Origin of the sequence: Nioella ostreopsis, assembly GCF_004000255.1 — a bacterium.
In the GTDB taxonomy this organism is placed as follows: Bacteria; Pseudomonadota; Alphaproteobacteria; order Rhodobacterales; family Rhodobacteraceae; genus Nioella; species Nioella ostreopsis.
Window position 1 is genome coordinate 19,675 of record NZ_RCIQ01000024.1, and the last position, 26,279, is coordinate 45,953.

The 26,279-nt window shown below is 63.9% G+C and carries 22 protein-coding genes; 13 read left to right on the forward strand and 9 right to left on the reverse strand.

All coding sequences use genetic code 11. The features are described from left to right. Positions 1-9 precede the first annotated feature (9 nt). Positions 10-696, reverse strand: a complete 687-nt coding sequence (locus EP237_RS19155) for a helix-turn-helix transcriptional regulator (protein ID WP_127562494.1) — start codon at positions 694-696, stop codon at positions 10-12. A 78-nt stretch (positions 697-774) separates the two neighbouring features. On the opposite strand from EP237_RS19155, the gene EP237_RS19160 reads away from it, so the two are divergent. After that, positions 775-1,389, forward strand: a complete 615-nt coding sequence (locus tag EP237_RS19160) for a glutathione S-transferase family protein (RefSeq protein WP_127562495.1) — start codon at positions 775-777, stop codon at positions 1,387-1,389. Between the two features lie 54 nt (positions 1,390-1,443). On the opposite strand, the gene EP237_RS19165 is transcribed toward EP237_RS19160, so the two are convergent. The 3 genes from EP237_RS19165 to ade form a co-directional block, all read right to left on the reverse strand. Continuing rightward, entirely contained in the window at positions 1,444-1,734 is a 291-nt protein-coding gene (locus tag EP237_RS19165) for an HU family DNA-binding protein (protein WP_071691181.1), read from the reverse strand. Positions 1,735-1,865: 131 nt separating this feature from the next. Then, complete coding sequence (locus EP237_RS19170) at positions 1,866-3,350, reverse strand: AMP nucleosidase (protein ID WP_127562496.1); 1,485 nt, start codon at positions 3,348-3,350, stop codon at positions 1,866-1,868. Then, positions 3,347-5,155 (reverse strand): adenine deaminase, encoded by a 1,809-nt coding sequence (gene ade / locus EP237_RS19175; protein ID WP_127562497.1) that lies wholly within the window; start codon positions 5,153-5,155, stop codon positions 3,347-3,349. The genes EP237_RS19170 and ade overlap by 4 nt, the downstream gene beginning before the upstream one ends. Before the next feature lie 108 nt (positions 5,156-5,263). Here ade and arsC point away from each other — a divergent pair, with 108 nt between their 5' ends. The 6 genes from arsC to EP237_RS19205 all read left to right on the forward strand — a co-directional run bounded on the left by arsC (position 5,264) and on the right by EP237_RS19205 (position 9,573). Then, the gene (gene arsC / locus EP237_RS19180) at positions 5,264-5,614 is read left to right on the forward strand and encodes an arsenate reductase (glutaredoxin) (protein ID WP_127562498.1); all 351 of its coding nucleotides are present in this window, start codon (positions 5,264-5,266) and stop codon (positions 5,612-5,614) included. A gap of 95 nt (positions 5,615-5,709) precedes the next feature. Continuing rightward, positions 5,710-6,417, forward strand: a complete 708-nt coding sequence (gene mtgA / locus EP237_RS19185; protein WP_240661697.1) for a monofunctional biosynthetic peptidoglycan transglycosylase — start codon at positions 5,710-5,712, stop codon at positions 6,415-6,417. 53 nt (positions 6,418-6,470) lie between these two features. After that, positions 6,471-7,136, forward strand: coding sequence for an FtsZ-binding protein FzlA (fzlA, locus tag EP237_RS19190; protein ID WP_127562500.1), 666 nt, complete (start codon positions 6,471-6,473; stop codon positions 7,134-7,136). Between the two features lie 5 nt (positions 7,137-7,141). Continuing rightward, positions 7,142-8,164: a tRNA epoxyqueuosine(34) reductase QueG gene (queG, locus tag EP237_RS19195; RefSeq protein WP_420812538.1), complete on the forward strand. Its 1,023-nt coding sequence runs from the start codon at positions 7,142-7,144 to the stop codon at positions 8,162-8,164. Beyond that, positions 8,161-9,030, forward strand: coding sequence for an SDR family oxidoreductase (locus EP237_RS19200; protein WP_127562502.1), 870 nt, complete (start codon positions 8,161-8,163; stop codon positions 9,028-9,030). Before queG ends, EP237_RS19200 begins: the two co-directional genes overlap by 4 nt. Positions 9,031-9,087: 57 nt before the next feature. Next, entirely contained in the window at positions 9,088-9,573 is a 486-nt protein-coding gene (locus EP237_RS19205; RefSeq protein ID WP_127562503.1) for a L,D-transpeptidase family protein, read from the forward strand. A 7-nt stretch (positions 9,574-9,580) separates the two neighbouring features. Here the strand turns inward: EP237_RS19205 and dalA are convergent, their stop codons facing one another. Continuing rightward, positions 9,581-10,135 (reverse strand): divisome-associated lipoprotein DalA, encoded by a 555-nt coding sequence (gene dalA / locus EP237_RS19210; RefSeq protein ID WP_127562504.1) that lies wholly within the window; start codon positions 10,133-10,135, stop codon positions 9,581-9,583. A 174-nt stretch (positions 10,136-10,309) separates the two neighbouring features. On the opposite strand from dalA, the gene EP237_RS19215 reads away from it, so the two are divergent. Together EP237_RS19215 and EP237_RS19220 are read left to right on the forward strand one after the other, a co-directional pair. Further along, complete coding sequence (locus EP237_RS19215) at positions 10,310-10,912, forward strand: L,D-transpeptidase (RefSeq protein WP_127562505.1); 603 nt, start codon at positions 10,310-10,312, stop codon at positions 10,910-10,912. Between the two features lie 152 nt (positions 10,913-11,064). Then, positions 11,065-11,244 carry a hypothetical protein gene (locus EP237_RS19220; RefSeq protein WP_071691191.1) on the forward strand — a complete coding sequence of 60 codons (180 nt, stop codon included), beginning with the start codon at positions 11,065-11,067 and terminating at the stop codon, positions 11,242-11,244. An 81-nt stretch (positions 11,245-11,325) separates the two neighbouring features. On the opposite strand, the gene rlmN is transcribed toward EP237_RS19220, so the two are convergent. Both rlmN and EP237_RS19230 read right to left on the reverse strand, forming a co-directional pair. Next, positions 11,326-12,513 carry a dual-specificity RNA methyltransferase RlmN gene (gene rlmN, locus EP237_RS19225; protein WP_127562506.1) on the reverse strand — a complete coding sequence of 396 codons (1,188 nt, stop codon included), beginning with the start codon at positions 12,511-12,513 and terminating at the stop codon, positions 11,326-11,328. A 75-nt stretch (positions 12,514-12,588) separates the two neighbouring features. Beyond that, positions 12,589-13,116 carry an invasion associated locus B family protein gene (locus EP237_RS19230; RefSeq protein WP_127562507.1) on the reverse strand — a complete coding sequence of 176 codons (528 nt, stop codon included), beginning with the start codon at positions 13,114-13,116 and terminating at the stop codon, positions 12,589-12,591. Between the two features lie 179 nt (positions 13,117-13,295). Between EP237_RS19230 and EP237_RS19235 the strand changes: the two genes are divergently transcribed. Next, on the forward strand, positions 13,296-14,306 hold the full coding sequence (locus EP237_RS19235; protein ID WP_127562508.1) for an asparaginase: 1,011 nt from the start codon (positions 13,296-13,298) through the stop codon (positions 14,304-14,306). A 233-nt stretch (positions 14,307-14,539) separates the two neighbouring features. Here the strand turns inward: EP237_RS19235 and EP237_RS19240 are convergent, their stop codons facing one another. Next, on the reverse strand, positions 14,540-16,669 hold the full coding sequence (locus EP237_RS19240) for an ATP-binding protein (protein WP_127562520.1): 2,130 nt from the start codon (positions 16,667-16,669) through the stop codon (positions 14,540-14,542). Between the two features lie 158 nt (positions 16,670-16,827). Between EP237_RS19240 and EP237_RS19245 the strand changes: the two genes are divergently transcribed. The 3 genes from EP237_RS19245 to EP237_RS19255 all read left to right on the forward strand — a co-directional run bounded on the left by EP237_RS19245 (position 16,828) and on the right by EP237_RS19255 (position 24,972). Then, positions 16,828-22,245, forward strand: coding sequence for an alpha-2-macroglobulin family protein (locus tag EP237_RS19245; protein WP_127562509.1), 5,418 nt, complete (start codon positions 16,828-16,830; stop codon positions 22,243-22,245). Continuing rightward, a complete protein-coding gene (pbpC, locus tag EP237_RS19250) occupies positions 22,242-24,287 on the forward strand; it encodes a penicillin-binding protein 1C (protein WP_240661699.1) in 2,046 nt (681 codons plus the stop codon). Before EP237_RS19245 ends, pbpC begins: the two co-directional genes overlap by 4 nt. A gap of 304 nt (positions 24,288-24,591) precedes the next feature. Then, a complete protein-coding gene (locus EP237_RS19255) occupies positions 24,592-24,972 on the forward strand; it encodes a hypothetical protein (protein ID WP_127562510.1) in 381 nt (126 codons plus the stop codon). Positions 24,973-25,090: 118 nt separating this feature from the next. On the opposite strand, the gene EP237_RS19260 is transcribed toward EP237_RS19255, so the two are convergent. Beyond that, positions 25,091-26,266, reverse strand: coding sequence for an acetyl-CoA C-acyltransferase family protein (locus EP237_RS19260; RefSeq protein WP_127562511.1), 1,176 nt, complete (start codon positions 26,264-26,266; stop codon positions 25,091-25,093). Positions 26,267-26,279 lie beyond the last annotated feature (13 nt).

A 26,279-nucleotide genomic window follows, 5' to 3' on the forward strand; every position in this document is an offset into this window, starting at 1 on the left:
CGGGAAAGGTCAGCCCCCATTCCGCAGCTGGTCGACATAGTCGCGCAACAGCGGCACCCGGTGCGGGCGGAAGGAGTCCTCGGTGTCTGTCAGGGTTTCGATCTGTTCGGGGTCGAACTTGCGAAACCCCTGCCGCAGGCAGCACCATGCAAGGACGAACTGGCGTTGTTCGAGGAAGATGACCGATAGCGGCCAGATACGGCGGCGCGTTCGGGCGCCCAACCGATCGCGGTAGGTGATGTCGACCGCGCGTTCCTGCCACGACGCCTGACGCAGCGGTTCCAGCAATTCCGATGCGCGGGCGGAGGGGCGGAACCGGTAGACCATGCTGACCGCGTGGGCGGCCTGCTGCGCGACCCGTTCCGGCAGGCGGGCGGTGATCTTGGCAAGCGCGCGGTCAGCGGCTTCGGCCAGCGCAGTGTCACCCGTCGCGCTGACCTCGGACAGGCCCAGAACCAGCGCCTCGACCTCGTGCCGATCGAACATCTGTGGGGGCACGGCGGGATCTTCGGTCAGCCGGTAGCCATAGCCCGCCTCACCGTCGATCAGCGCGCCTGCCGCGCGCAGGCTGTCGATGTCACGGTAGAGTGTGCGCTCAGAGACGCCTGTTTCCTCAGCCAGCCGCGCGGCGGTGACGGGCGGGGGCAGGCTGCGCAGCAGATGCAGCAGGCGAAAGAGGCGGTCGGTGCGGGGCATGACGCTCCTGACGGAAACTGACAGGATGGGGGGAGCATATACGGGTCATTCAACAACTCAAGACAAAGGACCTCTGCCTTGCTGACGCTTTACCACGCCCCTTTCAGCCGCTCGACGCGGATCGTTGCGCTGATCCATGACCTTGGCCTTCAGGATCGGGTTCAAATCGAACCGGTGACCGTTACTCGCCCGGATGGCAGCGGCGGGCGCGACCCGAAGAACCCGCATCCAGAGGGCAAGGTGCCGCTGCTGATGCATGACGGTGCGATGATCCGGGAATCGGTGGCCATCGCGCTGTATCTGGCGGAACTGGCGCCAGAGGCCGGGTTAGCCCGCCCCGTCGGCGCAGCGGATCGCGGCCCGTTCCTGAGCTGGCTGTCATGGTATAGCGGCGTTCTGGAACCGGTGATCGTGCTGTCCCTGTGCGAGCTGGAGCACCCGGTGCTGACCACCACGTTCCGCGATATGCCCGAGGCCACGAAACGGCTGGCCGGCGCGCTGAAGGGGAACAGCTATCTGATGGGCGAAGACTTCACAATTGCCGACCTGATCATCGCCTCGACCTTCAGCACCTTGCCGCAACTGATGCCGGAAATTCCCGATATCCAGGGATGGGTGGCGCGCTGCACAAATCGCCCGGCCATGCAGGCAGCACTGGCTTATGATGCGGAATTGATGGCGGCGAATGGCTGACACGAAAAAGGGCCGCCCCAGGGGCGGCCCAATTCTGTTGGAACGGTCCGGCAATCAGCCGTTGACACTGTCCTTCAGAGCCTTCGCGATGGTGACTTTTACCACCTTGTCGGCCTCTTTCTTGATCTGCTCACCCGTTGCAGGGTTACGCACCATACGCTCGGGGCGCTCACGGCAATACACTTTACCGATGCCCGGAAGAGTCACGGCGCCGCCAGCGGCGACTTCCTTGGACACAACGGCGGTCACCGCGTCGAGTGCTGCGGAAGCAGCTTTCTTGTCGCTGCCCATCTCTTCGGCGAGGGCTGCGACGAGCTGGGTCTTGGTCATGGGCTTCTGTGCCATGTTCTGTTCTCCTTAACTGCCCGAACCCTTAGGGCTCGTTGCGTGAAAGCTATCCGAATATTGTAGGCGCACACAATGACTAGTGTGCCATTTCCTCAAAAAACAGGCATTTTGGGGCAATTTCCCCGGCGTCACAGGAAGGCCGTCTCCTCGAAACTGCGCAATTTCCGGCTGTGGAGCCGTTCCAGCGGCATTTCCCGCAGCGTTTCCATGGCCCGGATCCCGATCAACAGATGCCGCGAGACCTGTGTTTTGTAGAAGGCGCTGGCCATTCCGGGCAGTTTCAACTCGCCATGTAGGGGTTTGTCCGAGACACATAGAAGCGTGCCATAGGGCACTCGGAAGCGGAATCCGTTGGCGGCGATGGTGGCGCTTTCCATGTCCAGCGCGATGGCGCGGGACTGGGACAGACGATGCACCGGGCCGGACTGGTCGCGCAACTCCCAGTTGCGGTTGTCGATGGTGGCAACGGTGCCGGTGCGCATGATCTTCTTCAGCTCGAACCCGGACACTTCGGCCACATCCGCAACCGCGCCTTCCAGCGCGATCTGAACCTCGGCCAGTGCCGGGATGGGAACCCACACAGGCAGATCGTCGTCCAACACGTGATCTTCGCGCAGATAGGCGTGGGCGAGGACGAAATCGCCAAGACTTTGGGAGTTCCGCAGCCCCGCGCAATGCCCCACCATCAGCCAGACATGCGGGCGCAGCACGGCAATATGGTCGGTCGCGGTCTTGGCGTTGGACGGACCCACCCCGATATTGACCAGCGTGATGCCGCCACCGCCCTTGCGTTTCAGGTGATAGGTCGGCATCTGCGGCAGCTTGGCGGGCGTGTTCAGCTGCTGATCGGGCGAGGTGATCACGTCATTTCCCGGCCCTACCAGCGCGCTGTAGCCACTATCTGCATCCGCCAGCATCTGTCGGCCATAGGCCACGAATTCCTCGACATAGAACTGGTAGTTGGTGAACAGAACATGGTTCTGGAAATGCTCCGGCCCCGTCGCGGTGTAATGCGACAGCCGCGCCAGCGAATAATCCACCCGCTGCGCGGTAAAGGGGGCCAGCGCGCCCGATCCGTCCTCGTTCTTGAAGCCGTAGCCGTTGACGATGTCGTCATTTGTGGTGCCCAGATCGGGCACATCGAAGACATCGCGCAGCGGAAAGGCCATGGCCCCGTCATGGGGGATCTGGATGTCGGCGTCGTTCAGGACCGCGAAATGCACCGGGATCGGCGTTTGAGAGACGCAGACACAAACCGGCACACCGTGATTGTCGATCAGCAGTTTGATCTGCTGGGTCAGGTAGTGTTCGAACAGATCGGGCCGCGTGACCGTGGTGGCATAGGTGCCGGGTTCAGCGACGTGCCCAAAGGACAGGCGGCTGTCGACATGACCGTAGCTGGTCGTCGTGATGCGGATTTCCGGGTAAAAAGCGCGGTAGCGGCGGTCGGGCATGCCCGCTTCGACCACCTCGGAAAACCGGGCCTGAAGGAAGCTTGTAGCGTCCGCATAGAGCTTTTGCAGATAGTCCACCGCCTCACTCGGATCCGTGAAATACCGCGGTTCGGCCTCTTGCGGGGTTTCAAGGGGGAGTTGCTGAGAAACGGGGGTCATTGGTCGCCCTCCACGAAAAGAGAGGTCAGCTCGAACGTGGTCACATCCACAAGCCCGAGATCGGAGATTCTGAGGCTGGGAATGACCACGAGCGCCAGAAGCGAATGCTGCATATAGGCGTTGTTGAGCGTACAGCCGCAGGTTTCCATTGCCTTGACGATGCCTTGCGCCTTGTCCGCCACGCGGCTGGCGAGATCGTCGCTCATCAACCCGGCAATCGGCAGTTCCACCAGCGCCAGTTCCTCGCCATCCTTGAAGACGGTGACGCCACCGCCGACCTCCGCCAGCCGCATCGCGGCCTTGGCCATGTTGTCCCGGTCGGTGCCCACCACGATCATGTGGTGGCTGTCATGGGCCACGGTGGAGGCCATGGCCATCGGGCCCTTGTAGCCGAAGCCGGACACGAAGGCGTTGACCACACCGCCAGTGGCCCGGTGGCGTTCGACAAGGGCGATCTGGCAGACATCGCCTTCGCCCTCGACCAGCCCGTTGACCACGGGCAATTCGGCGGTCAGCGCCTCGGTCGGGGCCTGGTTTTCGACGACGCCGATCACCTTCACATGGGCGGAATTGGCGCCCTTGGGGGCCTCGATCTCGAAATCCTGCGCGGTCAGATCCTTGCCCAGATGCACGGTGTTGCGCGCCTTGGCGGGCCAGTCGAGATGCGGGCAATCGGTTAGGATCACCCCGTTCTCGGCCAGTTTCACGCCGCGTCCATAGACGACCTCGATCGGCAGGTCGCGCAGGTCACTTGTCAGGATCATGTCGGCCCGGCGGCCCGGCGCGATGGAGCCCAGTTCACGCTCCAATCCGAAATGGGTGGCGGTGTTCACGGTGCACATTTGCAGCGCCACCAGCGGATCGCAGCCGCAGGCGATGGCGTGGCGCAGCACCCGGTTCATGTGCCCCTCATGGACCAGCGTTCCCGAATGGCAATCGTCGGTGCAAAGGATGAAATTGCGCGGGTCGAGCCCCTTTTCCGTGACCGCCGTGATCTGGCTTTCCACGTCATACCAGGCGGAGCCGAGCCGCAGCATCGACCGCATCCCTTGCCGCACCCGGTCAATCGCGTCGCTTTCGCGGGTGCCTTCGTGATCGTCCGCAGGCCCGCCCGCCGCATAGGCGTGGAAGGCGGGGCCACGGTCGGGGCTGGCGTAGTGGCCGCCCACGGTCTTGCCCGCCTGCATGGTGGCCGCCATCTCCGCCAGCATCTGCGGGTCGCCATTCACCACACCGGGGAAGTTCATCATCTCGCCCAGCCCGATGATGCCCGGCCATGTCATCGCCTCGGCCACATCATCGGGGCCGATTTCATAGCCCGTGGTTTCCAGCCCCGGCGCCGACGGCGCGCAGGAGGGCATCTGGGTGTAGATATTGACGGGCTGCAAAAGCGCTTCGTCATGCATCAGGCGCACGCCTTCCAGCCCCATGACATTGGCGATCTCATGGGGATCGGTGAACATGGTTGTGGTGCCGTGGGGGATGACCGCGCGGGCGAATTCCGCAGGCGTCAGCATGCCCGATTCGATATGCATGTGACCGTCGCAAAGGCCGGGGATCAGGTAGCGGCCTTCGCCATCGACCAGTTCGGTGCCCTCGCCGATGCAATGGCCGGCATCGGGGCCGACATAGGCGAAGCGGCCGTCAGCCACCGCCACCTGCCAGCCGTCCAGAACCTCCCGGCTTTGGACATTCACGAGTTTCAGATTGCGCAAAACCAGATCGGCTGGTTCCCGCCCGGCCGCAACGGCCACAAGCCGGGCCGCAGAGTCGGCCCATGATTTGAATGATGATTGTTTTTCCATGCTCCAATCTGGCACCGGTTTTTTCCGGCTTCAAGCCACATTTTCATGACAGGTTTTCAACCGGTTGCTTCCCGCTTACGGTGCGCAGGACCGAAGCGGAGGCCGAAGATGAGCGTTACGATCTACCACAACCCCAGGTGCAGCAAGTCGCGCCAGACGTTAGAGCTGATTCGCGCCAGAGGGGTGGAGCCTGCGGTGGTCGAATACCTCAAGACCGGCTGGACCGAGGCGCTGTTGACCGACCTGTTCAACAAGGCCGGCATCGGCCCGCGCGCGGCGTTGCGCGTGAAACAGGACCCGGCGCCGGAGCTTGGGCTGGCCAAGGCCGATGACGCCACGATCCTGGCCGCAATGATCGCCCATCCGGTGCTGGTGGAGCGGCCCATCGTGGTGGCGGGCGATCAGGCGGCAATCTGCCGTCCGCCGGAACGGGTGCATGAGGTGCTGGACAGGGGCTGATCCCGCCCTGCTTTTGAAAGGATCGTCGCGCGCAGGGAGAGCGCGGACGCCTCCGGCGGGAGTACTTGAACCAAGAAGAAGGCAGGAGGCGCAATTTGGCCCGGACACCACGCAAAGCGAAACGGCGACCGCTGCTGCGGTTCGTGCTGCGCTGGCTGTTTCGGGGCACCGCCCTGGTCGTGGTTCTGGGCACTGCCTGGATCGCGCTTTATGCCGTCGTGGCACCGCCGACAACGCCCTATATGCTGAGCGAGGGGCGCAGGCTTGGCGACGGGGTGGAACAGGTGTGGCGACCGATGGAGGACATCTCTCCGCATCTGGCGCGGGCCGTGGTGGCCGCCGAGGACGCGAATTTCTGCCTTCATGCGGGTTTCGACATGGACGCCATTCGCGCCGCGATTGCGGAAGGCATGTCGCGTGGCGGGTCCACGATCAGCCAGCAGGTCGTGAAGAACGCGTTTCTCTGGCAGGGCCGGTCCTGGGCGCGGAAGGCGCTGGAGGGGGTGATGACCCCGGTAATGGAACTGATCTGGACAAAGCGCCGGGTGCTGGAGGTTTACCTCAACATCGTCGAGTTCGACGAGGGCATCTTCGGGGCCGAGGCCGCCGCGCAGCACTATTTCGGCATCTCTGCCGCCGATCTGAACCCGACGCAGGCCGCGCGGCTGGCCGCCGTTCTGCCGAACCCGCGCGAACGGTCGGCGTCTTCCCCCACAGCGGCGCTGCGCGAACGGGCCGCGCGGATCGCCGATGGGGCGGCAACGATACGCGCGGATGGGCGAGACGCCTGTTTTGCGCGTTGAAATTGGCCTCGTCCCAAGGCAAAGAGAGGGGATAAACCAAAAAAGAGCAGATCATGACCCGCCTCTACCACTTCGCCCTCTCCCCCTTCTGCCGCAAGGTCCGGCTGGTTCTGGCCGAGAAGAAGATCGACGTGGAGCTGATCGACGAACGCTACTGGGAACCCTCGGGCGAATTCTTGCGCCGCAACCCGGCGGCCAAGGTGCCGATCCTGAAGATGGACGGGATGCTGCTGACCGAAAGCCAGGCGATCTGCGAGTATATCGAAGAAACTCATCCGGAACCCGCGCTGATGCCGCGCGATGCCAAGGCGCGGGCCGAGGTGCGGCGGCTGTGCTTCTGGTTCGATGACAAGTTCCACCACGAGGTGACGGCAAACCTTGTCTATGAACGGGTGAACAAGAAGGTGATGCGCGGGGGCTATCCCGATGGCAAGGCCGTGAAGACCGGCGCGCAGAAGATCAAGTTTCACCTCGACTACATGACATGGCTGCTGGATCATCGCCGCTGGCTGGCGGGCGACAGTCTGACACTGGCCGATTTTACCGCCGCGGCGCATCTGTCCTGCCTCGATTATATCTCGGACGTGGATTGGAACCGGTCGGCGGTGGTCAAGGACTGGTACGCCAAGATCAAGTCGCGCCCGGCCTTCCGGTCGATCCTGGCCGACCAGATCCCCGGCTTCATCCAGCCACCCCACTACGCGAACCTGGACTTTTGACCGGGCTGAAACCGGCGCTGGAGGCGAAGGCCCTGGAAGAGGGCTTCGCCAAGATGCGTGTGTGTCGTCCGGATGCGATCCCGGAGGCTGCCGGGCGGTTGGCTGCGTTCGTGGATGCCGGGCGGCACGGCCAGATGGGCTGGATGGCCGAGCGGATGACCTGGCGCGGAAACCCCGCCGCTTTGTGGCCCGAGGCGCGGTCGGTCATCATGCTGGCGGAACCTTATACGCCCGAGGTCGACCCGCTGGAGGCGCTGGAGCAGCGCGATTGCGCGACGATCAGCGTCTATGCGCAGAACCGTGACTATCACGACCTGGTCAAGAAACGGCTGAAACGGGTGGGTCGCTGGCTGCTGGATCAGGTGCCGGGTGAGGCGATGAAGGTGTTCGTCGATACCGCGCCGGTAATGGAAAAACCGCTTGGGCAGGCGTCGGGGCTTGGCTGGCAAGGCAAGCATACGAACTTGCTGGCGCGTGACCTGGGGAACTGGTTTTTCCTTGGCTCGATCTTCACCACGGTGGAGCTGGAACCGGATACGCCCGAGCGTGACCATTGCGGCAACTGCACCGCCTGTCTGGATATCTGCCCGACCAATGCTTTCCCGGCCCCGTTCCAACTGGATGCACGGCGCTGCATTTCCTACCTGACCATTGAACATCACGGCCCGGTGGAGCCGGAGTTGCGCGAAAAGATGGGCAACCGGATCTATGGCTGTGACGATTGTCTTGCGGCCTGTCCGTGGAACAAGTTCGCCGTCGCCGCGACCGAGATGCGCTATGCCGGGCGACCAGACCTGCAAAGCCCGAAGCTGGCCGATCTTGCGGGACTTGATGACACCGCGTTTCGCGCCATGTTCAGCGGGTCGCCGATCAAGCGGATCGGGCGGGGGCGGTTTGTGCGCAATGTGCTTTATGCGATTGGGAACAGTGGCGACGCGGAGCTGAGGGCGTCGGCGCAGGCCCTGACAGAAGATGAAGACCCGACGGTTGCCGATGCGGCCCGGTGGGCGGTGGAGAGGTTGCAATGAAACTGGTGATCTTCGGCATGGGCTATTCGGCGGCCACGCTGGTGCGGGAAATGCGGCCCTATCCGGCGGGCAGCGTCATTGGCACCACGCGATCCCCGCAGAAGGCCGAGATTCTGGGCAAGACCTCGATCTATCCGCGCGTTTTCCCCGGCACTGACATGCGCCCCGATCTGGAAAAGGCGACCCATGTGCTGATCACGGCGGGACCGGAGGACGGGGCCGACCCGGTTCTGAAGCACCTACGCCCGGTGTTCGAGGAGCTGGCAGGCAGCTTCAAATGGGTCGGCTACCTGTCCACGACCGGCGTTTACGGCGACCATCAGGGCGGATGGGTGGATGAAACCGCGCCGCTGACCCCCGCCACGAAACGCGGTCGGGCGCGGGTGCAGACCGAGATGGAATGGAACGAGCTATACCGGCTGAAGGGCCTTCCGCTGCATATCTTTCGCCTGCCGGGCATCTACGGGCCGGGGCGTGGGCCGTTCGCCAAGGTCAGGAACGGCACGGCGCGGCGGATCATCAAGGAGGGGCAGGTGTTCAGCCGCATCCATGTGGAGGATATCGCGCAGGCGCTGATGGCCTCGATGAAGCGCCCGCGTCCCGGTGCGATCTACAACCTCTGCGATGACGACCCTGCCCCGCCGCAGGACGTGCTGACCTATGCGGCGGAATTGCTTGGCGTCGATCTGCCCCCCGCCGTGCCGTTTGAGGAAGCCGAACTGACGCCCATGGCCCGCAGCTTCTACGCGGAATCGAAGCGCGTCGATAACAGCCTGATGAAGCGGGAGCTTGGGGTGAAGCTGCACTATCCGACCTATCGGGCGGGGCTCGATGCGCTCTTTGCCGCCGAGCAGGCGAAAGGCTGATTCCGGGGGCGTGCGGCTTCTGCTAGGGTGCCGCAAATCAGGTTTGAGGCGAGACCCATGCGCAGTCTTTTGGCGATTCTCTTGCTGGCGGTTCTCGCCGTCACCGGGTGCAGCCGGTTCCCCACATATGACGGGCCGGAGGTGACGCGGATCATCGTCAACAAAAGCGCCCGACAGCTGATCCTGATGCATCATGACGAGGTGCTGCGCGCATATGAGATGGAGCTTGGATTTGCGCCCGAGGGTGACAAGCAGGTGGAGGGCGACGGGCGCACACCCGAAGGCAGCTATGTCATCGACCGGCGCAATCCGAACAGCGAGTTCTACCTGTCGATCGGCATTTCCTACCCGAACGAAGAGGATATCGCCGAGGCGGAGGCCCTTGGGGAAAGTCCCGGCGGCGATATCTTCATCCACGGCACGCCGAACCCGTTTCGGCGCGGCGATGACTGGACCGCTGGCTGCATCGCCATTTCAAACCGCGAGATGCGTGAGGTTTATTCGATGGTGCGGTTGGGCACGCCCATCGACATCTATCCGTAAGGCAGCGTCAGGTGCTGCGATTCGCGGGCAGGCCCTGGCCGGTGGTGCCGCCATCGCCAGTGACCACGGTCCACCAGATCTTGCCCGCCTCTTCCTGATAGAAGGCAAAGCCCAGATGACGCGCATCGGGGTCGGTGATCACGTCGCGCGTATCAGCCTGCTGCATCCAGGCGGCGACGGTTTCCAGCTCTGATTCGTAGGTTTCCGAGATGTTTTCGCCCAGAAGCCGGCCCTGATAGCCCGCCCGCTGTGCCCGGTCGATGGGCGAGGACCCGTCCGACCCGAAATGCCAGGGGCGATTCTGCAGGCTCATATCCCGCGAATGGGTGGCGGCAGCGGCGTTCAGCTCGGCGTTCAGCGCCAGATCAGGGGCACCTGCCGCGCGGCGCAGGGCGTTCACGCTGTCCAGCACCCGGAACTGAATTTCGGCCTCGTCCCGCGGGTTGATTCGATACACCGTTGGCAACGGGCGCCCATCCGCCCCAAGCCGGGGGGTGGTCGTGCCCATGCAGGCCGAAAGCGAGCCGAGGGCCGTCGTCATCAGAAAAGTGCGTCGGAGCATGGGTAGATTTCGCGCCTGATACTCGTGGTGTTTCCTAGATCAATAGCGCCCTGGCCCCGTCCGATCAAACACAACAGGCGCAATTCTGCGCATTGTGATCCGCCCATCAATGGACGCAGCGGGCCAGAGCCGCTATTTTGCGCGCCAGAGGCAGTTCCCTACGGAGGTCGGACAATGAGCGACCCGAAAAACCCAGATCTGAACCGTCGCCTGTTTCTTGGCGCGGCGGCCGCGACTCTGGCAACCCCGGCGCTGGCGCAGGACAGCACCTATGAAGGCAGCACCGAGCTGGAGCGCGATGTCAGCCAGACCGTCCGGCACAACATTTCCAGCTTTCGCACGCTGGAATGGCAAGACTATTTCGACAACCTTAACAACGGGGCGATTTTGGTCGATATCACCTCGCGCGCGCTGCATTACTGGAACGAGGCCGAGACGGTCTATCGCCTGTATCCCACGTCTGTTCCCGCAACCGAGGATCTGACACGGCGCGGCCGTACCCGAGTGGTGCGCAAGGTGGAAGGCCCAGACTGGCGCCCGACGCCCGCCATGCGCGAACGCAATCCGGAATGGCCGGAATACGTGGCGCCGGGGCCCGACAACCCGCTTGGCACCCATGCGCTCTATCTCAGCTGGACCTATTATCGCATCCACGGCACCCATGATACGCGCAAGATCGGGCGGCGCAGTTCGAACGGATGCATTGGGCTGTACAACGAACATATCGCCGATCTGTTCGAACTGGCCCGTGTTGGCACGCAAGTGTTGCTAATTTGACCACAAATCGGCGATCTTGGGGTTCGGGACTATTTCCCGGCATTGCAATCCCAAGGCATTGCTGCTTAAACCTAGTTACGAGGTACAGTCTTGGGTGCCCCGCTATGCGTAATACCGCGCGAAAAATTTTGGGGCGTATCTTGGAGGATACTATGAAAAAACTCGCACTCGCAGCCGCTCTGTCCGTTGCCGCCACCTCCGCTTTTGCTGGCGGCTACGTTGAGCCCGTTCTGGAACCCGTCGTGATCGTGGAAGACACCTCGTCCTCCGCTGGTGGCGTCCTGGTTCCCCTGCTGGCCATCATCCTGATCGCAGCTGCAATCGCTGACTAATTCGGTCATCGACTTCAGAATAGAGAAAGGCGGCCTTCACGGGCCGCCTTTTTCATGTTCAGACATCGGCAAAGCCAAGCATTATTCAGACAATCCAGCCTCTGCCGCAATCTGGGCCCGGCTTTTCCGGGCGCGTTCGGTGGCGGATTTCAACTGACCGCAGGCGGCCATGATATCCTCGCCCCGCGGGGTGCGAATGGGGCTGGCATAGCCCGCCTTGTAGATGATGTCGGCAAACTTCTCGATCCGGTCCCAGTCCGACCGCTCATAGGGCGCGCCGGGCCATTCGTTGAAGGGGATCAGGTTGATCTTGGCCGGGATGCCCTTGATCAGCTTCACCAGCCTGCGGGCATCCTCATCCGTGTCGTTCACATCCTTAAGCATCACATATTCAAAGGTGATTCGCTCTGAGTTCGACAGTTTCGGATAAGCGCGCAACGCGTCGAGCAGATCCGCAATCGGCCAGCGCTTGTTGATCGGCACCAGCTTGTCGCGGGTCTGATCTTCGGTCGCATGGAAGGAAATGGCCAACATGCAGCCGATCTCTTCTGCCGTGCGGGCGATTTCTGGCACCACGCCCGAGGTCGACAAGGTGATCCGGCGGCGTGACAGGGAAATACCTTCGGGATCCATCGCGATCTTCATCGCATCGCGGACATTGTCGAAATTATACAGCGGCTCACCCATGCCCATCAGCACGATGTTGGACAGAAGGCGCGGGCCATTTTCGCCCGTGCCCTCACCCGGTTCCGGCCATTCGCCAAGATCGTCGCGCGCCACCATCACCTGACCGACGATTTCCCCCGCCGTCAGGTTACGCACGAGCTTTTGCGTGCCGGTATGACAGAAGGAACAGGTCAGCGTGCAGCCCACCTGGGACGAGATGCACAACGTCCCACGGTCGGTTTCGGGGATATAGACCACCTCCACCTCGTGGCCACCGGCGATCCGCACCAGATATTTGCGGGTGCCATCGGCGCTGACATGGCGGCTGACCACCTCTGGCACCTCGATCACGAACTGTTCGGCCAGTTGCGCGCGATAGCCTTTGGCGAGATTCGTCATCTCGTCAAAGCTGCGCGCGCCCCAGTGATAGACCCACTGCCAGATCTGGTTGACGCGCATCTTGGCCTGCTTTTCCGGCGTCCCCGCCGCGATCAGCGCCGCGCGCAACTGATCCCGCGTCAGACCCACGATATTGGTGGGGCCGTCGGGCAGTTTGCGGGGAATGGTCAGGACATCCTGCGTGATGGGGGCGCTGGCGGACATGTCAAAGCTCCGAGAAGGGAATGCGGACACATATAAGCATCCGTCCCTCAAGGCAAACCTTGTCTTGGCAGAAAATCAGCCGCCGCAGCGGGTTTCCGCATCCTCGACCGCGGCGGTGAAGCCAAGCAGAGAGAAGGTATCGACCGTCTGCGTGCCCCGCGCTGACCTGGCGGTCAGCACCGCTTCGGATCCGCGCTTCATCGCTGTGATGATGCGCTGGTCTTCCTGTTCGGACGCGGCCCAGGCCATTTCACCATCGGTGAACAGTTCGAAGGTCGAGTTGCCGATTTCCATCGTCACGGTGGAATCATCCGCGAAAGGATAACCGCCGGTAAAGGAAACCTCGCCCATCCGGCTTTCGGACGGCCAGTAGCTGACGAACAGCAGAATCTCCGACCGGCGCACGGCGACGACGCGCCCGTCGCGGGTGTTCACGGTTTCACGCGGCGCGGACACGACCCAGCATTGTGTCGGGTCATCTTCGACGAACACGCTCCAATCCGTTTCCGCATTCACGCGGTTCTCGGACTCCTCGGTGTCCTGGGCGAACGACGGCGTCGAAAACGCCAGCGCGATCACCAATCCAGCAACCCAGTTCTTCATCTTGATCCAGCCTCCAGCCGTCTCTGCCTCTGGTTTGGGGTTCGGCCTGTTTATCAGGTCTTGCGCTCAAACCCCGCCCACTTCTAACTGCGAGCGGAGATTAACCCGAAAATCCTTTAGGGGAAAAGCCCCGGTAGCGGAAAATTGCCGGAACCCCTGATCAGGAGGAGGAAAACAGCATGGCTCAGGCGGAAACACTGGTCGAGGTCTGGAGGGGGCCGTTCTGCGAAAGCGTTCATCGCGGTCATGCGGTGGTGTGGGACGCCGATGGCGGCATCGTCGCCAGCTGGGGCGACCCCGACGCGGTGATCCTGCCCCGGTCATCCTGCAAGATGATCCAGGCGCTACCCCTGATCGAAAGCGGTGCGGCTGAGGCGTTCGGATTGTCAGAGGCGCAACTGGCCCTGTCCTGCGCGTCCCATAACGGGGCGGCGATCCACACGGATATGGTGCGTGCGTGGTTGGGCGGGCTGGGGATCGACCCCGAAGAAGCCCTGCGCTGTGGGCCACAGATGCCGGGTGACCCTGACGCACGGACCGCGCTGATCAAGACCGACAGCTCGCCCTGCCAGATCCACAACAATTGTTCCGGCAAGCATTCAGGATTTCTGACCCTGGCAAAGCATCTGGGGGCCGGGCCGGACTATGTGGACCCCGACCACCCGGTACAGGTGGCAGTGAAATCCGCGTTCGAGGAGGTGACCGGGGAAACCAGCCCCGGCTATGGCATTGACGGCTGTTCCGCGCCCAACTTTGCCTGCACCGTCACCGGGCTGGCCCGTGCCATGGGCCATTTCGCCGCCGCAACCGGTGCGGGCAATGCGCGCGACCGCGCCATGCACCGCCTGACCCGCGCCATGGCGGCCCATCCGGTTCTGGTGGCGGGCGAGGGAAAATCCTGCACTGCGCTGATGCGTGCAATGTCAGGCCGCGCATCGGTCAAGACCGGGGCCGAGGCGGTGTTCATCGCCATCGTGCCGGAACGGCGCATGGGCGTCGCCCTGAAGATCGAAGACGGGGCAACGCGAGGATCGGAGGCGGTCATCACCCGCATTCTGTGCGGCCTGGGTGTGCTGGACGCACGCCACCCTGCAGCCCTCGCCTATGCCCACGGCCCGATCCGCAACCGGCGCGATATCGTGACCGGCGAGTACCGGTTGTCAGGCGCGCTTTCCGACTGGAAACCATAGTCGAAAACCCCGGCCTACGGTCGGCCAGACCACCCCCTTGGCGCTTTCATCTTGGCAAAAATACCTCCGCCGGAGGCGTCCTGCCCTCTCTGCCTTGCCCTTCATCAAGGCCAGTGAACCGCGCTTTCCACGCTTTCGTGGCAACGCGGCCCGACGAGGCCTCCGGCGCAAGCCGGGGATTGAGGAGGGCCGCTCACGGGTCGACGCCGGCAGGCGGCGAAACCGGTTGATGCCTACTCCTGCATCAGGGGCGATACTCCCTCCGGTGACAAAGCATTCAACTTGCCGATGATCTCGGCCTTTTTCAGCGGTTTTGTCAGGTAGTGATCCACCCCCGCCGCCACGATCTCCGCTTCATGATCCTCCATCGCATGGGCAGTCATCGCAACAATCGGCAATCGCGGCAGACCTTTCGCCGCCTCATCCGCCCGGATCCGGCGGGTCAGTTCCAACCCGTCCATTTCAGGCATGGAGATATCGGTGAACAGCAGGTCGGGCCGTTCTGCCTGGTAGGCTTCCCATGCCTCGCAACCATTATTCGCAAGCTCCAGCTCTAGATCGAGCGCCTTGATCATCTTGCGAAAGATCATCTGGTTGGTCTTGTTATCCTCTGCCGCCAGCAGGCGCAGCTTTCGCGGAGCGTCCTCGGACGGGGCATCCTGCGGAGGTAGTCCTTGCGATATCAGCGCCACCTTTTCCATCAACGCTTGCCGGAAATCTCGCAAGGGGGCTTCCAGCGTGATTTCGGGAATCGGGGCCTCAGGGTTGGCCCGTCGATCAGAGAGGCATCGCAGGACGGGGCAGGCAAGTGCTTCCAGTGGCTCCTCCCCGACCTCTTCGGTCAGAATCACGAGGTCGGGCCTCCTCCCGATCGCTGCCACCTCGTCCACCGCCCGCACCTCCGCCTTGAGCTTCAGGAACTGGCGTTCCACCAGCCGCCGCGCGCCAGTATCCGGGCCGACCAGCACAACCTTTGACAGCTCTGCGGGCAATGGCTGCACCGGGCAGGGCACTTCGCCTTCCGCCACTGGCAGGGTCAGTCGGAACGCGAAGGTGGCACCCTGCCCAAGCTCCGAATCGATCCAGATATCGCCGCCCATCATCCGCACCAGCCGGTGCGTAATCGCCAGACCAAGCCCGGTGCCTTCGTATTTCCGGTTTGCCTGATCCTCGACCTGGTTGAACTCGCCAAAGACATGGGCCTGTTTGTCGGCCGCGATGCCGATGCCGGTATCTTCCACCGCGATCACCAGCGTGACCTGACCGTTTTCCACCGGTTCGCCCATGACGCGCACAAGGACATGGCCCCTGTCGGTAAACTTGACGGCATTCCCGATCAGGTTGGTCAGCACTTGTCGCACCCGGCCCCGGTCGCCCATAAGCGATTGAGGCAGGAAGATATCGTAATCCAACAGCAATTGCAGATCTCGCCCCTGAATGGACGGGCGCAACAGGCGGAAGATTTCGCGGATCAGATCCTCCAGATCGAAGGCCTCGGCATGCAGCACCAGCTTGTCAGCCTCAATCTTGGAAAGATCGAGCACGTCATTGATGATCTCCAGCAGCGCCTCGCCGGAATTGCGGATCGTGTCGGCGCATTGGCGCTGATCCTCGTCCAGATCGGTTTCCCGCAGCAGGTCCGCCATGGCCACGACCCCATTCATCGGCGTCCTGATCTCGTGGCTCATATTGGCAAGAAAGGCCGACTTGGCCCGGTTCGCGGCCTCGGCCTGATCGCGGGCATCGCGCAGGTCCCGTTCCCGCCGGATCGTTTCGGTGATGTTCAGCATCAGGCTGACCATGTCGCCATCTGGCGCGCGCTTGTCGACCAGCTTGACGAAGCCGCCATTCCACAGCTTGACCGTGCGCGGCGGGATCGGGTCCTGTTCCCACCGGGCGGTCATGTCATCGACCCAATCGTCGGGATGCACGCCTTCCAGATCGACCAGCCCTTCGTCCACGGCGATCCGCAGGATGGAATCGTAGCTGGCCCCCGGCCCGACCTCGACCATGCCTTCAAAGATGTTGAGAAAGGCGCTGTTGGCCGCGACCAGTCGGCCGGACCGGTCATAGATCGCAAAGCCATCCTCAATGATATCGAGAGAATCCCACAGCCGCCGCTCAGCGCGTTCCGCCTTTTCTGTTGCCACTTCCAGATCGGCGCGGGCGCGGGTGGTTTCGCCGACCAGTTCGGCGTTCTCCTCCCGCTGCTCAATCACCTGGTCCGACAGACGGTCCGCCTGTTGGGCCAGCTTGCGATTGGCGGCGAACAGTTCTTCCTGCTTCTGGACCAGCAGCCGTTCAGCCGCCAGCCGCGCCCGGCGTTCGCGCGCCAAACGATCGTCGAAGCCGGTGCCGTCCATGCCCTGTCTCACGCGAATCCATTCTCCGACCGGCAGAATGACGCCGGTTTCCTTACCATCGGCTTAAGACCGGCGTCGTGGCATGGACTCCAAGGGGCCGGTCATGGCAGCATATGAGAAAGTCTTTTTTTGATACGATTTCTGATACGGAGGTTCCCATGCGCGCGTTGATCGTGGCTGGTTTGATGTCCTTGCTGCCCCTTATGGCCACCGCCCAGGACGGGCCCGTGGCCGAGCGGTTCTATGCAATAACCCAGGACACGGATTTTCCCGGTGCAGACCTGACGCCGATCTATGACACATCGCTGATCGGGTGCATCCGGGCTTGCCTGGCAGATTCGGATTGTGCCGCCTTCACCTTCAACGAACGCAACGGCAGCTGTTTTCCCAAGACCGCCGTTCTTGCGATGGAGTCCTATGACGGGGCCATGTCCGCCACGGTGCGCGACACCGATCCGGCGGTTCTGGCGCGGCTGGAGGACCGGCTGGAACAACTGGATTTCCTGAGTGAGAATGATCTGTCCAGTGCACGTATCGAGGCCGAAGGGCTGCCTCGCCGCCACTATGCCGGCACCTGGACGGCAGAGCGTATTCTCGCCGCAGCCGAAGCACGGCTGGAAGAAGGAGAGTTCCAGCAGGCCATGCGGCTCTATGGTTCTGCCATCACCGTGACAGACGACCCTGCCCATTGGATGGAATATGCGCGGCTGGCTCTGGAGATCGAAGTGTCCAGCCGGACCGAACAGCGCAACCTGAATCGCACCGCCCTGACAGCGGCCACCAATGCCATCTTGCGGGCCGCACCCGGACAACAACTGTCTGACGCCGCCGCCCTGCTGGCCCGTGCATTGGAAGAAAACAGCCGGGGCCGCAGCATGATCTTCGCCCTTCGACTTGCGATTGCCGAGGCCCCGTCTGCGGCATTGGAAGCAGAGCTTGAACGCGCCATTGGGCTCTATGGCTTCCGCGTGACCACGACCCGTGTGGAAAACGACGCCGCCGAACCGCGCATCTGCGCCATCTTCTCGGAAGATATCGCAGGCGGTGTCACCCATGCGGATTTCCTGCAAACCACGGTCAGCGGCCTGTCGGTCGAGGCCGAGAACCGGCAGTTCTGCATCTCGGGCGTCCAGCACGGGCAGCGCTATGAATTCACCCTGCGCGCAGGCTTGCCTGCCGCCTCGGGCGAAACCCTGCACAGCCCCGCCACCTTGCGTCTTTATGTGCGCGACCGCTCGCCCGCCTTGCGCTTTCCCGGCCGCGCCTATGTTCTGCCACGCCTCGCGGGCGGCGCGCTGCCGATCGTGACGGTGAACACCGACGAGGTGGCATTGCGGCTTTATTCCGTGACCGACCGCAATATCGTGCGTAGCCTGCAGGACGACTATTTCGGGCGCCCCCTGAACCAGTGGGAAGTGAACCGTTTCTCGACTGAACTGGCCGAAACCGTGTGGGAAGGCATCGGAGAGGTCTCTAACCGGCTGAATCAGGACGTGACGACCAGCTTGCCCATGGGCGAGGTTCTGGCCACGCTTGCCCCCGGCCTCTATGCGCTTGAGGCCCGGATCGACGGCCCGGAGGGGCGCGATTTGCCCCCGGCGACGCAGTGGTTTTTCGTCTCTGACCTTGGGCTTTCTGCGGTCTCCGGCACCGATGGGGTCAATGTGATCGTGCGATCTCTGGCCGATACCTCCGGCATCGAGGGGGCCACCGTGCGTCTTGTGTCCGAATCGAACCGGGTGCTGGCCGAGCTGGAAAGCGACCGTCAGGGCCGGGTGCATTTCCCCGCCGATCTGACCGCAGGCCGGGCCGGGGCATCGCCCGCCATGATCACCGTGGAACAGGAGGGAGATTTCGCCTTCCTGTCGCTGCGCGAGGCGGAGTTCGACCTCTCTGACCGTGGCGTTGAGGGCCGCCCGGCTGCGCCGCCGATTGACCTGTTCCTGACCACCGAACGCGGGGCATACCGGGCGGGGGAAACCATCCACGCCACCGCCCTGGCCCGCGACGGGCAATCCCGCGCGCTGCCCGGCCTGCCGCTGACGGCCATTCTGACCCGCGCCGATGGCGTCGAATACAGCCGCATGGTGCTGGAGGAAACCGGCGCGGGCGGCTTCGTCTGGCAGATGCCCCTGGGCGCGAATGTGCCGCGCGGCACCTGGCGTCTGGCGGTCCATGCCGACCCCGACGCGCAGCCCCTGGCCAGCCGGACCCTGTTGGTCGAGGACTTCCTGCCGGAACGCATCGACGTGGAGCTGTCCCTGCCAGAGGGCTCGCAACCCCTCGACCGGCCCGCCGTGCTGGACCTTCAGGCCGACTACCTCTTTGGGGCTCCCGCAGGCGATTTGCCGATTGAGGGAGAGTGGGTTCTGCGCCCGGTCGCAACGCTGGAGGCCTTCCCCGGTTACCGCTTTGGCCGATATGACGACCGCCCCGACCAGATGCGCTACAGCCTGCCGGGTGATCAAAGAACCGATGCCACCGGGGCGGCCCGAATCGAACTGTCCCTGCCAGAGATCGACGGTCTGCCGCATCCCTGGACGATGAGCGTCACCGCCCGCGTCACCGAGGGCTCCGGCCGCCCGGTGGAACGGCAGATCACACGGCCCCTCGACCCCTCAGGCACGCTCATTGGCATTCGTCCGCTCTTCGACGGCACCCTGCCCGAAGGCACGGACGCCCAGTTTCACCTGATCGCCGTCGGAGCCGAGGCGCAGCCGGTGCGCTGGACCCTGAACCGGGTCGAACGCCGCTATCAGTGGTACACCCAGAACGGGCGCTGGAACTGGGAACCGGTAACGACCCGCACCCGCATTGCCAATGGCGAGGCCGTGCTTGGCGCTGACCCTGTGGCAATTTCCGCTCCCGCCGATTGGGGGCGCTATGAACTGCGCGTGGAAAGCACCGAAGGCCGCTACACGGCCAGTTCCGTCAGCTTCCGCGCCGGGTGGTATGGCGGCGGCGATGACGTGGGCACGCCCGACCTGCTGGAGGTCTCGCTTGATGCCGAAAGCTATGACGTGGGCGACGAGGCGCGGTTGCGCGTGGTGCCCCGGTCCGGGGGCCTCGTGCTGATCCGGGTGATGTCGAACCGGCTGATCCATCAGGAGTTGGTCACTATCGGAGATGACCCCGACACGTTCCCGCTGGCGGTGACAGAGGAATGGGGCAACGGCGCTTACGTAACCGCAACGCTCCTGCGCCCGTTGGAAGGGCTTCCGGCGCAAATACCGCCAAGGTCTCTTGGGCTTGTGCATGCCACCGTCAACCCAGGGCCCCGCGCGCTCGACGTGGTGATGGAGGCCCCGATCACCTCTGCCCCCCGTGGCCCGCTGGAGGTTGCGCTGCGCGTCGGCAATGCTGAACCGGGTGACACCGTCTATGCCAGCATCGCCGCTGTCGATCTGGGTATCCTGAACCTGACCGGCTTCCAGTCGCCCGACCCGATGGGGCATTTCTTCGGTCAGCGGCGTCTTGGCGTCGGCATCCGCGATCTCTATGGGCGGCTGATCTCCGGCGGGGGTGACCCCGGCGCGATCCGGCAAGGGGGCGACTCCAGCGCCGGTGCCCGCATGCAGGCCCCACCCCCGACCGAGGCGCTGGTGGCCTTCCATTCCGGCCCAGTTACAGTGGGTGCGGACGGGCTGGCGCGTGTCAGTTTCGACATTCCCAGCTTCAACGGCACCGTGCGTGTGATGGCCATGGCCTGGAACGAGACTGGCATCGGGCAGGCCGAAGCCGATGTGCTGGTGCGAGACCCGGTGGTTGTCACCGCCTCAATGCCGCGCTTCATGGCGCCGGGCGACAGCGCGCGGCTGCTGCTGGAAGTGACCCATGCGGAAGGCCCCACCGGGCTGATGCCGATTGAAATCGAAACCTCTGCAGGGCTGAACATCGGCTCCATCCTCTCTGCCGTGACGCTGGAGGAAGGAGAGACCGAACGCCTGCGCGTGCCGCTCTTCGCGTTGGAGGAGCTTGGTGAACAGCAGGTAGACGTCACCCTGATCACGCCGGACGGACAGCGGCTCTCACGGACGTTGCGGCTGGTCGTTCAGTCCAACGATCCAGTCACCGCCGTGACCTCTCGGTTTACGCTCGCCCCCGGCGACAGCCTCGACTTTGACGCAACCGTGCTGGCGGGCCTGCGCCCCGGTACTGGCCGGGCAACGCTCTCCGCTGGTCCCCTTGCCCGGTTCGACGCGCCGGGGCTGTTGCAGATGCTCGACCGCTACCCCTATGGCTGCACCGAACAGGTGACAAGCCAAGCGATGCCGCTGCTCTATATGGCCGATGTGGCCGAGGCGCTGGACCTTGCCCACGCGGATGACCTGTCGATCCGCATCCAGCAGGCCATCGACGCGGTGCTGGTCAATCAGGCCGCCAATGGCGGCTTTGGCCTCTGGGGGGCTTCTTCGGGCGATCCGTGGCTTGATGCCTATGTCACCGACTTCCTGTCGCGCGCGCGGGCCGAGGGCTATGCGGTGCCCGATCTTGCCTTCCAATCCGCGCTCGATGCCCTGCGCAATCATGTCGCCACCGCCGCTGATTTTGAACTGGGCGGCGAGTCCATCGCCTATTCGCTGATGGTGCTGGCGCGCGAAGGTGCGGCGGCGATTGGTGACCTGCGCTACTATGCGGATGTGAAGGCCGATGCCTTCGCCACCCCGCTGGCGCTTGGCCAGTTGGGCGCGGCGCTGGCGATGTATGGGGATCAGCCACGGGCCGATGCGATGTTCCGGCAGGGCTATGAGCTGCTGATCACGCAAAGCATCGTCTCGGAACGCACGGGCTGGCGATCCGATTTCGGCACAAGACGCCGCGACGCCACCGCCCTGCTGACGCTGGCCGCCGGGGCCGGGTCGCAGGCCATTCCGCTTGATGCGCTGGCCGCTGCGCTGCCTGCCCCCAGTGCCAATGTCTCCACCCAAGAAGCGGTGTGGAGCCTGCTGGCCGCAGATGCGCTGATCGACATGGACGGGCTGTCATCGCTGACGTTGAACGGGACGGACGTCACCGGCCCCCTCATCGAAGTGCTGGAAGCAGGCGATCCGACCACCCGCACCCTCACCAATACCGGCGACCGGGAGGAAACCCTGACGCTGACCCGCTACGGACAGGCAGTGGGCGCGACAGAAGAGGGTGGGAATGGCTATCGCATCACGCGCAGCTATATGACGCTCGATGGCGTTCCTGCCGATCCGTCCGAGGTCACCGTCGGTACAAGGCTGGTCGTGGTGCTGCATGTTCTCGGGTTCACCGACCGCACCGCGCGGCTGATGGTGAACGACCCGCTGCCTGCTGGCTTCGAGATCGACAATCCCAACCTGCTGCGCGCGGGCGATATCGGCACGCTCAGCGATCTGGATGTGACCGACTTCACCGATCATACGGAGTTCCGGCAGGAGAGGTTCCTTGCCGCCGTCACACACCGGCGCGGTGACCTGATGCGGTTGGCCTATATCGTGCGCGCGGTCACGCCCGGCAACTTCCATCACCCGGCGGCCTCGGTCGAGGATATGTATCGCCCCGCCTTCCGGGCGCAGACGGCCTCGGGCCATGTGGTGATCACCGAGTGATCAGGGCGAGGCTTTTCCTCTGGCTGGCGGCGCTGCTGCTGGCGGCGGGGCTGGCGCGGGACCGGTTTGATGCGTGGATCGACGCGACCGTGATCCCGCCTTTGGTGCCCGTCACCTCGGTCGAGGTGTTGGACCGCGACGGCGTTCTGCTGCGCGCCTACACGGTCGAGGATGGGCGTTGGCGGCTGCCCGTGTCACTGGCCGAGGTGGACCCGGAGTTCATCGAACTGCTGCTGAATTTCGAGGACCGCCGGTTCTATGATCATGCGGGCGTCGATTGGCGGGCCATGGCGCGGGCCGGGTGGCAGGCGATCACCAATGGCCGGATTGTCTCGGGGGCGTCCACCATCACCATGCAGGTTGCCCGCCTGCTGGAGGATAGCGGCACAGGTTCCTGGCGCGGGAAGCTTCGGCAGATGCGGCTGGCGCTGGCGTTGGAACGGCAACTGACCAAGCAGGAGATCCTGACGCTCTACCTGCATCTCGCGCCCTATGGCGGCAATATCGAGGGCATCCGCGCCGCGACCTTCACTTGGTTCGGGCAGGAACCCAGACAGTTGACCACCGCCGAGGCCGCGCTGCTGGTTGCCATTCCCCAGGCCCCCAACAGCCGCCGCCCCGACCGCAACCCGGAAAACGCCCATATCGCCCGCGACCGCGTGCTGGCGCGGGCGCAGACCTTTGGTGTTCTGTCTGAGGAAGAGGTGACTTCGGCCATGGCCGAACCCCTGCCCACCGAACGCCACGATTTCCCGCTACTGGCCCCGCATCTGTCGGACCGGATGCTGGCCGAAGACCCCACGGGTCAGCACCGGTTGACCATAGACGCCATGCTGCAAGCGCAGATGGAGGCGCTGGCACGAGAGGCGGTGCGCGGGCAAGGCGCCCGGCTGAATGCCGCGATCATGGTGATGGATCACCACACGGGCGAGGTTCTGGCCTCGGTCGGGTCGGCGGAGTATTCCGACAATCCGTTGCAGGGCTTTGTCGATATGACGCAAGCCCTGCGCTCTCCCGGCTCTACCCTTAAACCGCTGGTCTACGGTCTGGCCTTCGAGGCCGGGTTGATCCACCCCGAAAGCCTGATCGAGGACCGTCCGACCCGGTTCGGCAGCTACGCCCCGCAGAACTTCGACCGCGTGTTCCGGGGGGAGCTGTCTGTCCGTCGCGCGTTGCAAGCCTCGCTCAACATCCCCGTGGTGTCCCTGCTGGAAGAGCTTGGCCCGGCCGAACTGATGAACCGGATGCGTCGCGCCGGGATGAACCCGGAGCTACCCGCCGGGCAGCCGGGGCTAGCCGTGGCGCTTGGCGGGGTTGGCGTAACGATGGAAGACCTGATGCGCATGTATGGTGCGCTGGCCTCGGGCGGGGAATACGTGCCGCTGCATTACCGGCAGGGCGACCGCGCGGGCGACCCGGTTCAGGTCCTGTCCCCCGTGGCCAGTTGGTATGTGAGTGACATCCTGTCCGACATGATCCCGCCTGCCAACGCGCCCCGCAACGGGCTCGCCTACAAGACCGGCACCAGCTATGGCCACCGCGATGCGTGGAGCTTTGGCTATGACGGGCGGCATGTGGTGGGGGTGTGGCTGGGCCGGGCCGATGGGGCCTCGGTTCCTGGCGCCTTCGGGGCCGATGTGGCCGCGCCGCTGCTCTTCGAGGCCTTTGCCCGCGTCTCCCCGCGCCTGACACCGCTGCCAGCCCCACCCCCCGGTGCGCTGACGGTGAGCCATTCCGACCTGCCCGAGCCGCTGCAACGCTTTGCCAGCCGCGCTGCCCCCACGACCGACCCCGACGCCCCCGAGATCGCCTTCCCCCCCGATGGTGCCGTGCTTGCCAGCCAGCCGGGTCTGCCCTTGGTGGCGCGGGTGGACAGGGGCATGCCACCCTTCACCTGGCTCTGGAATGGCGCACCGGTAAGCACTGCCAACCGAGATCGTCAGATGACGCTTGACCTTGCCGGGCCGGGTTTTGGGGAACTGACGGTTATTGATGCTATGGGCCGGGCTGCCCGTATCAGCGTCGAAGTCGCGGCCCCCTGATTGGCCAAACAGCCGAGGCCGGGGATTCGCCTGCCGCAGGCGTTCGCAGGCGTCGCACAGCATTCCCTAGAAGAACCAACGTACTGAACAGCCGATAAGTTTCACGAAATCACACAGCCGTCACCAACAGTGACGCTATGGGCTATCCCGCAGGTGGAGATGTGCACATGCGCACCAATCTCACGCAATTATCCCGGTTTCGTTGGGTGAAACACCAAACCCAAGGCCCTAAGTTGAGTGTCATCGGAGGCACAACGCCTTCAACCGCAAACCCACTGCAAAAGACACTCGAAAGGAAAGACCCATGAAAACCATCGCACTCACCACCGCCCTTGTGACCGCCCTTGCCGCCCCCGCTGCATTCGCATCCGACAACCTTGCCGCATCGCTTGGCGTTCAGCCCGGTGCCTACACCACCGCGGAGCTGATCCAGCTGCGTCAGGCCATGTCCGACAATGACCAGATGACCGTGGCCTTCATCCTGAACGGTGGCAGCGCCCCGGTTGACGCGTCTGTCGCCTTTGACGCCCGCGTTCGCCAGGCTCAGGAAGATGACGAGCACGCCATCGCCGCCTATCTGAACGACGGCGGCACCGAGGTGATCTCGACCCAGAGCTTTGGCTACAACGAGGTCGCGGCCCGCATCTTCGCTCAGTTGGCTGAAGAATCGCGCTTCGAAGATTGATGCCCATCACTCACGGGCGGAAACCGGCGGGGTACGCCTCTCCCAGCCTCGCCGGTTCCAGAAAAAACCCCCGATGCCAGACCGGCACCGGGGGTTTTTCATGTTCATGTCGCGCAGATCAGATGCGTTCGATGGCGATGGCAATGCCCTGACCGCCACCGATGCACATGGTGATCAGCGCCTTGCTGCCGCCGGTGCGTTCCAGCTCATGCAGGGCCTTCACGGTGATGATCGCGCCGGTGGCGCCCACCGGGTGGCCCAGCGCAATCGCGCCGCCATTGGGGTTCACCTTGGCAGGGTCGAGCCCGAGGCCCTTGTTCACCGCAAGCGCCTGCGCCGCAAAGGCTTCGTTCGATTCGATCACGTCGAAATCGGTGACCGACAGGCCGGTGCGCGCCAGCAGGTTCTGGACCGCAGGCACCGGGCCGATGCCCATCACCTCTGGCCGCACACCTGCATGGGCATAGCCGATGATCCGCGCACGCGGCTTCAGGCCAGCAGCCTCAGCCGCATCGGCGCGGGCCAGCACCAGCGCACCAGCACCGTCATTGATGCCCGACGCATTGCCCGCCGTCACGCGGCCATCCTTCTTGAACACCGTCCGCAGCCCGGCCAGCGCTTCCATGGTGGAAGCCTTGGGGTGTTCGTCGGTGTCGAAGGGCACCATGTCGCGCTTCACCTTCACCTCGACCGGGGCGATCTGTTCCTTGAAATAGCCTGCCTCGATCGCGGCCAGGGCCCGCTTCTGGCTTTCGACCGCAAAGGCATCCATCTGCTCTCGCGTGATGTCATGCTCCTCGGCCACGTTTTCCGCCGTCACGCCCATATGGCCGGTGCCGAAGGGGCAGTTCAGCGCGCCAACCATCATGTCGGTGCCGCTCATGTCGCCCATCTTCTGGCCCCAACGAATGGCGGGAACGATATAGGGTCCGCGGCTCATGCTTTCCGCACCACCGGCAAGACCGAACTCCGCATCGCCCAGCATCAGGTTCTGCGCCACCGAGACGATGGCCTGAAGCCCGGACCCGCACAGGCGGTTTACGTTCATTGCGGGCGTGGTGTCGGGAATGCCGGCCTGCATGGCGGCGACGCGGGACAGGTACATGTCGCGCGGTTCGGTGTTGATGACATGGCCAAAGGCCACGTGGCCAATCTGCTTGCCATCCACACCTGCGCGTTCCAGCGCGGCCTTTGCGGCAACGATGCCAAGCTCGATCGGGGGTGTCGCGGCCAACGATCCACCGAAGGTGCCGATGGCCGTCCGGGCACCGGACAGGATCACGATATCGGTCATAATTAGTTCTCCA

Bases quoted from the DNA above. Each gene is read 5' to 3' on its own strand.
- EP237_RS19155 (WP_127562494.1), bottom strand. From the start codon at position 696: ATGCCCCGCACCGACCGCCTCTTTCGCCTGCTGCATCTGCTGCGCAGC.
- EP237_RS19165 (WP_071691181.1), bottom strand. From the start codon at position 1,734: ATGGCACAGAAGCCCATGACCAAGACCCAGCTCGTCGCAGCCCTCGCC.
- EP237_RS19170 (WP_127562496.1), bottom strand. From the start codon at position 3,350: ATGACCCCCGTTTCTCAGCAACTCCCCCTTGAAACCCCGCAAGAGGCC.
- ade (WP_127562497.1), bottom strand. From the start codon at position 5,155: ATGGAAAAACAATCATCATTCAAATCATGGGCCGACTCTGCGGCCCGG.
- arsC (WP_127562498.1), top strand. From the start codon at position 5,264: ATGAGCGTTACGATCTACCACAACCCCAGGTGCAGCAAGTCGCGCCAG.
- fzlA (WP_127562500.1), top strand. From the start codon at position 6,471: ATGACCCGCCTCTACCACTTCGCCCTCTCCCCCTTCTGCCGCAAGGTC.
- EP237_RS19200 (WP_127562502.1), top strand. From the start codon at position 8,161: ATGAAACTGGTGATCTTCGGCATGGGCTATTCGGCGGCCACGCTGGTG.
- EP237_RS19205 (WP_127562503.1), top strand. From the start codon at position 9,088: ATGCGCAGTCTTTTGGCGATTCTCTTGCTGGCGGTTCTCGCCGTCACC.
- dalA (WP_127562504.1), bottom strand. From the start codon at position 10,135: ATGCTCCGACGCACTTTTCTGATGACGACGGCCCTCGGCTCGCTTTCG.
- EP237_RS19215 (WP_127562505.1), top strand. From the start codon at position 10,310: ATGAGCGACCCGAAAAACCCAGATCTGAACCGTCGCCTGTTTCTTGGC.
- EP237_RS19220 (WP_071691191.1), top strand. From the start codon at position 11,065: ATGAAAAAACTCGCACTCGCAGCCGCTCTGTCCGTTGCCGCCACCTCC.
- rlmN (WP_127562506.1), bottom strand. From the start codon at position 12,513: ATGTCCGCCAGCGCCCCCATCACGCAGGATGTCCTGACCATTCCCCGC.
- EP237_RS19230 (WP_127562507.1), bottom strand. From the start codon at position 13,116: ATGAAGAACTGGGTTGCTGGATTGGTGATCGCGCTGGCGTTTTCGACG.
- EP237_RS19235 (WP_127562508.1), top strand. From the start codon at position 13,296: ATGGCTCAGGCGGAAACACTGGTCGAGGTCTGGAGGGGGCCGTTCTGC.
- EP237_RS19240 (WP_127562520.1), bottom strand. From the start codon at position 16,669: ATGGACGGCACCGGCTTCGACGATCGTTTGGCGCGCGAACGCCGGGCG.
- EP237_RS19245 (WP_127562509.1), top strand. From the start codon at position 16,828: ATGCGCGCGTTGATCGTGGCTGGTTTGATGTCCTTGCTGCCCCTTATG.
- EP237_RS19255 (WP_127562510.1), top strand. From the start codon at position 24,592: ATGAAAACCATCGCACTCACCACCGCCCTTGTGACCGCCCTTGCCGCC.
- EP237_RS19260 (WP_127562511.1), bottom strand. From the start codon at position 26,266: ATGACCGATATCGTGATCCTGTCCGGTGCCCGGACGGCCATCGGCACC.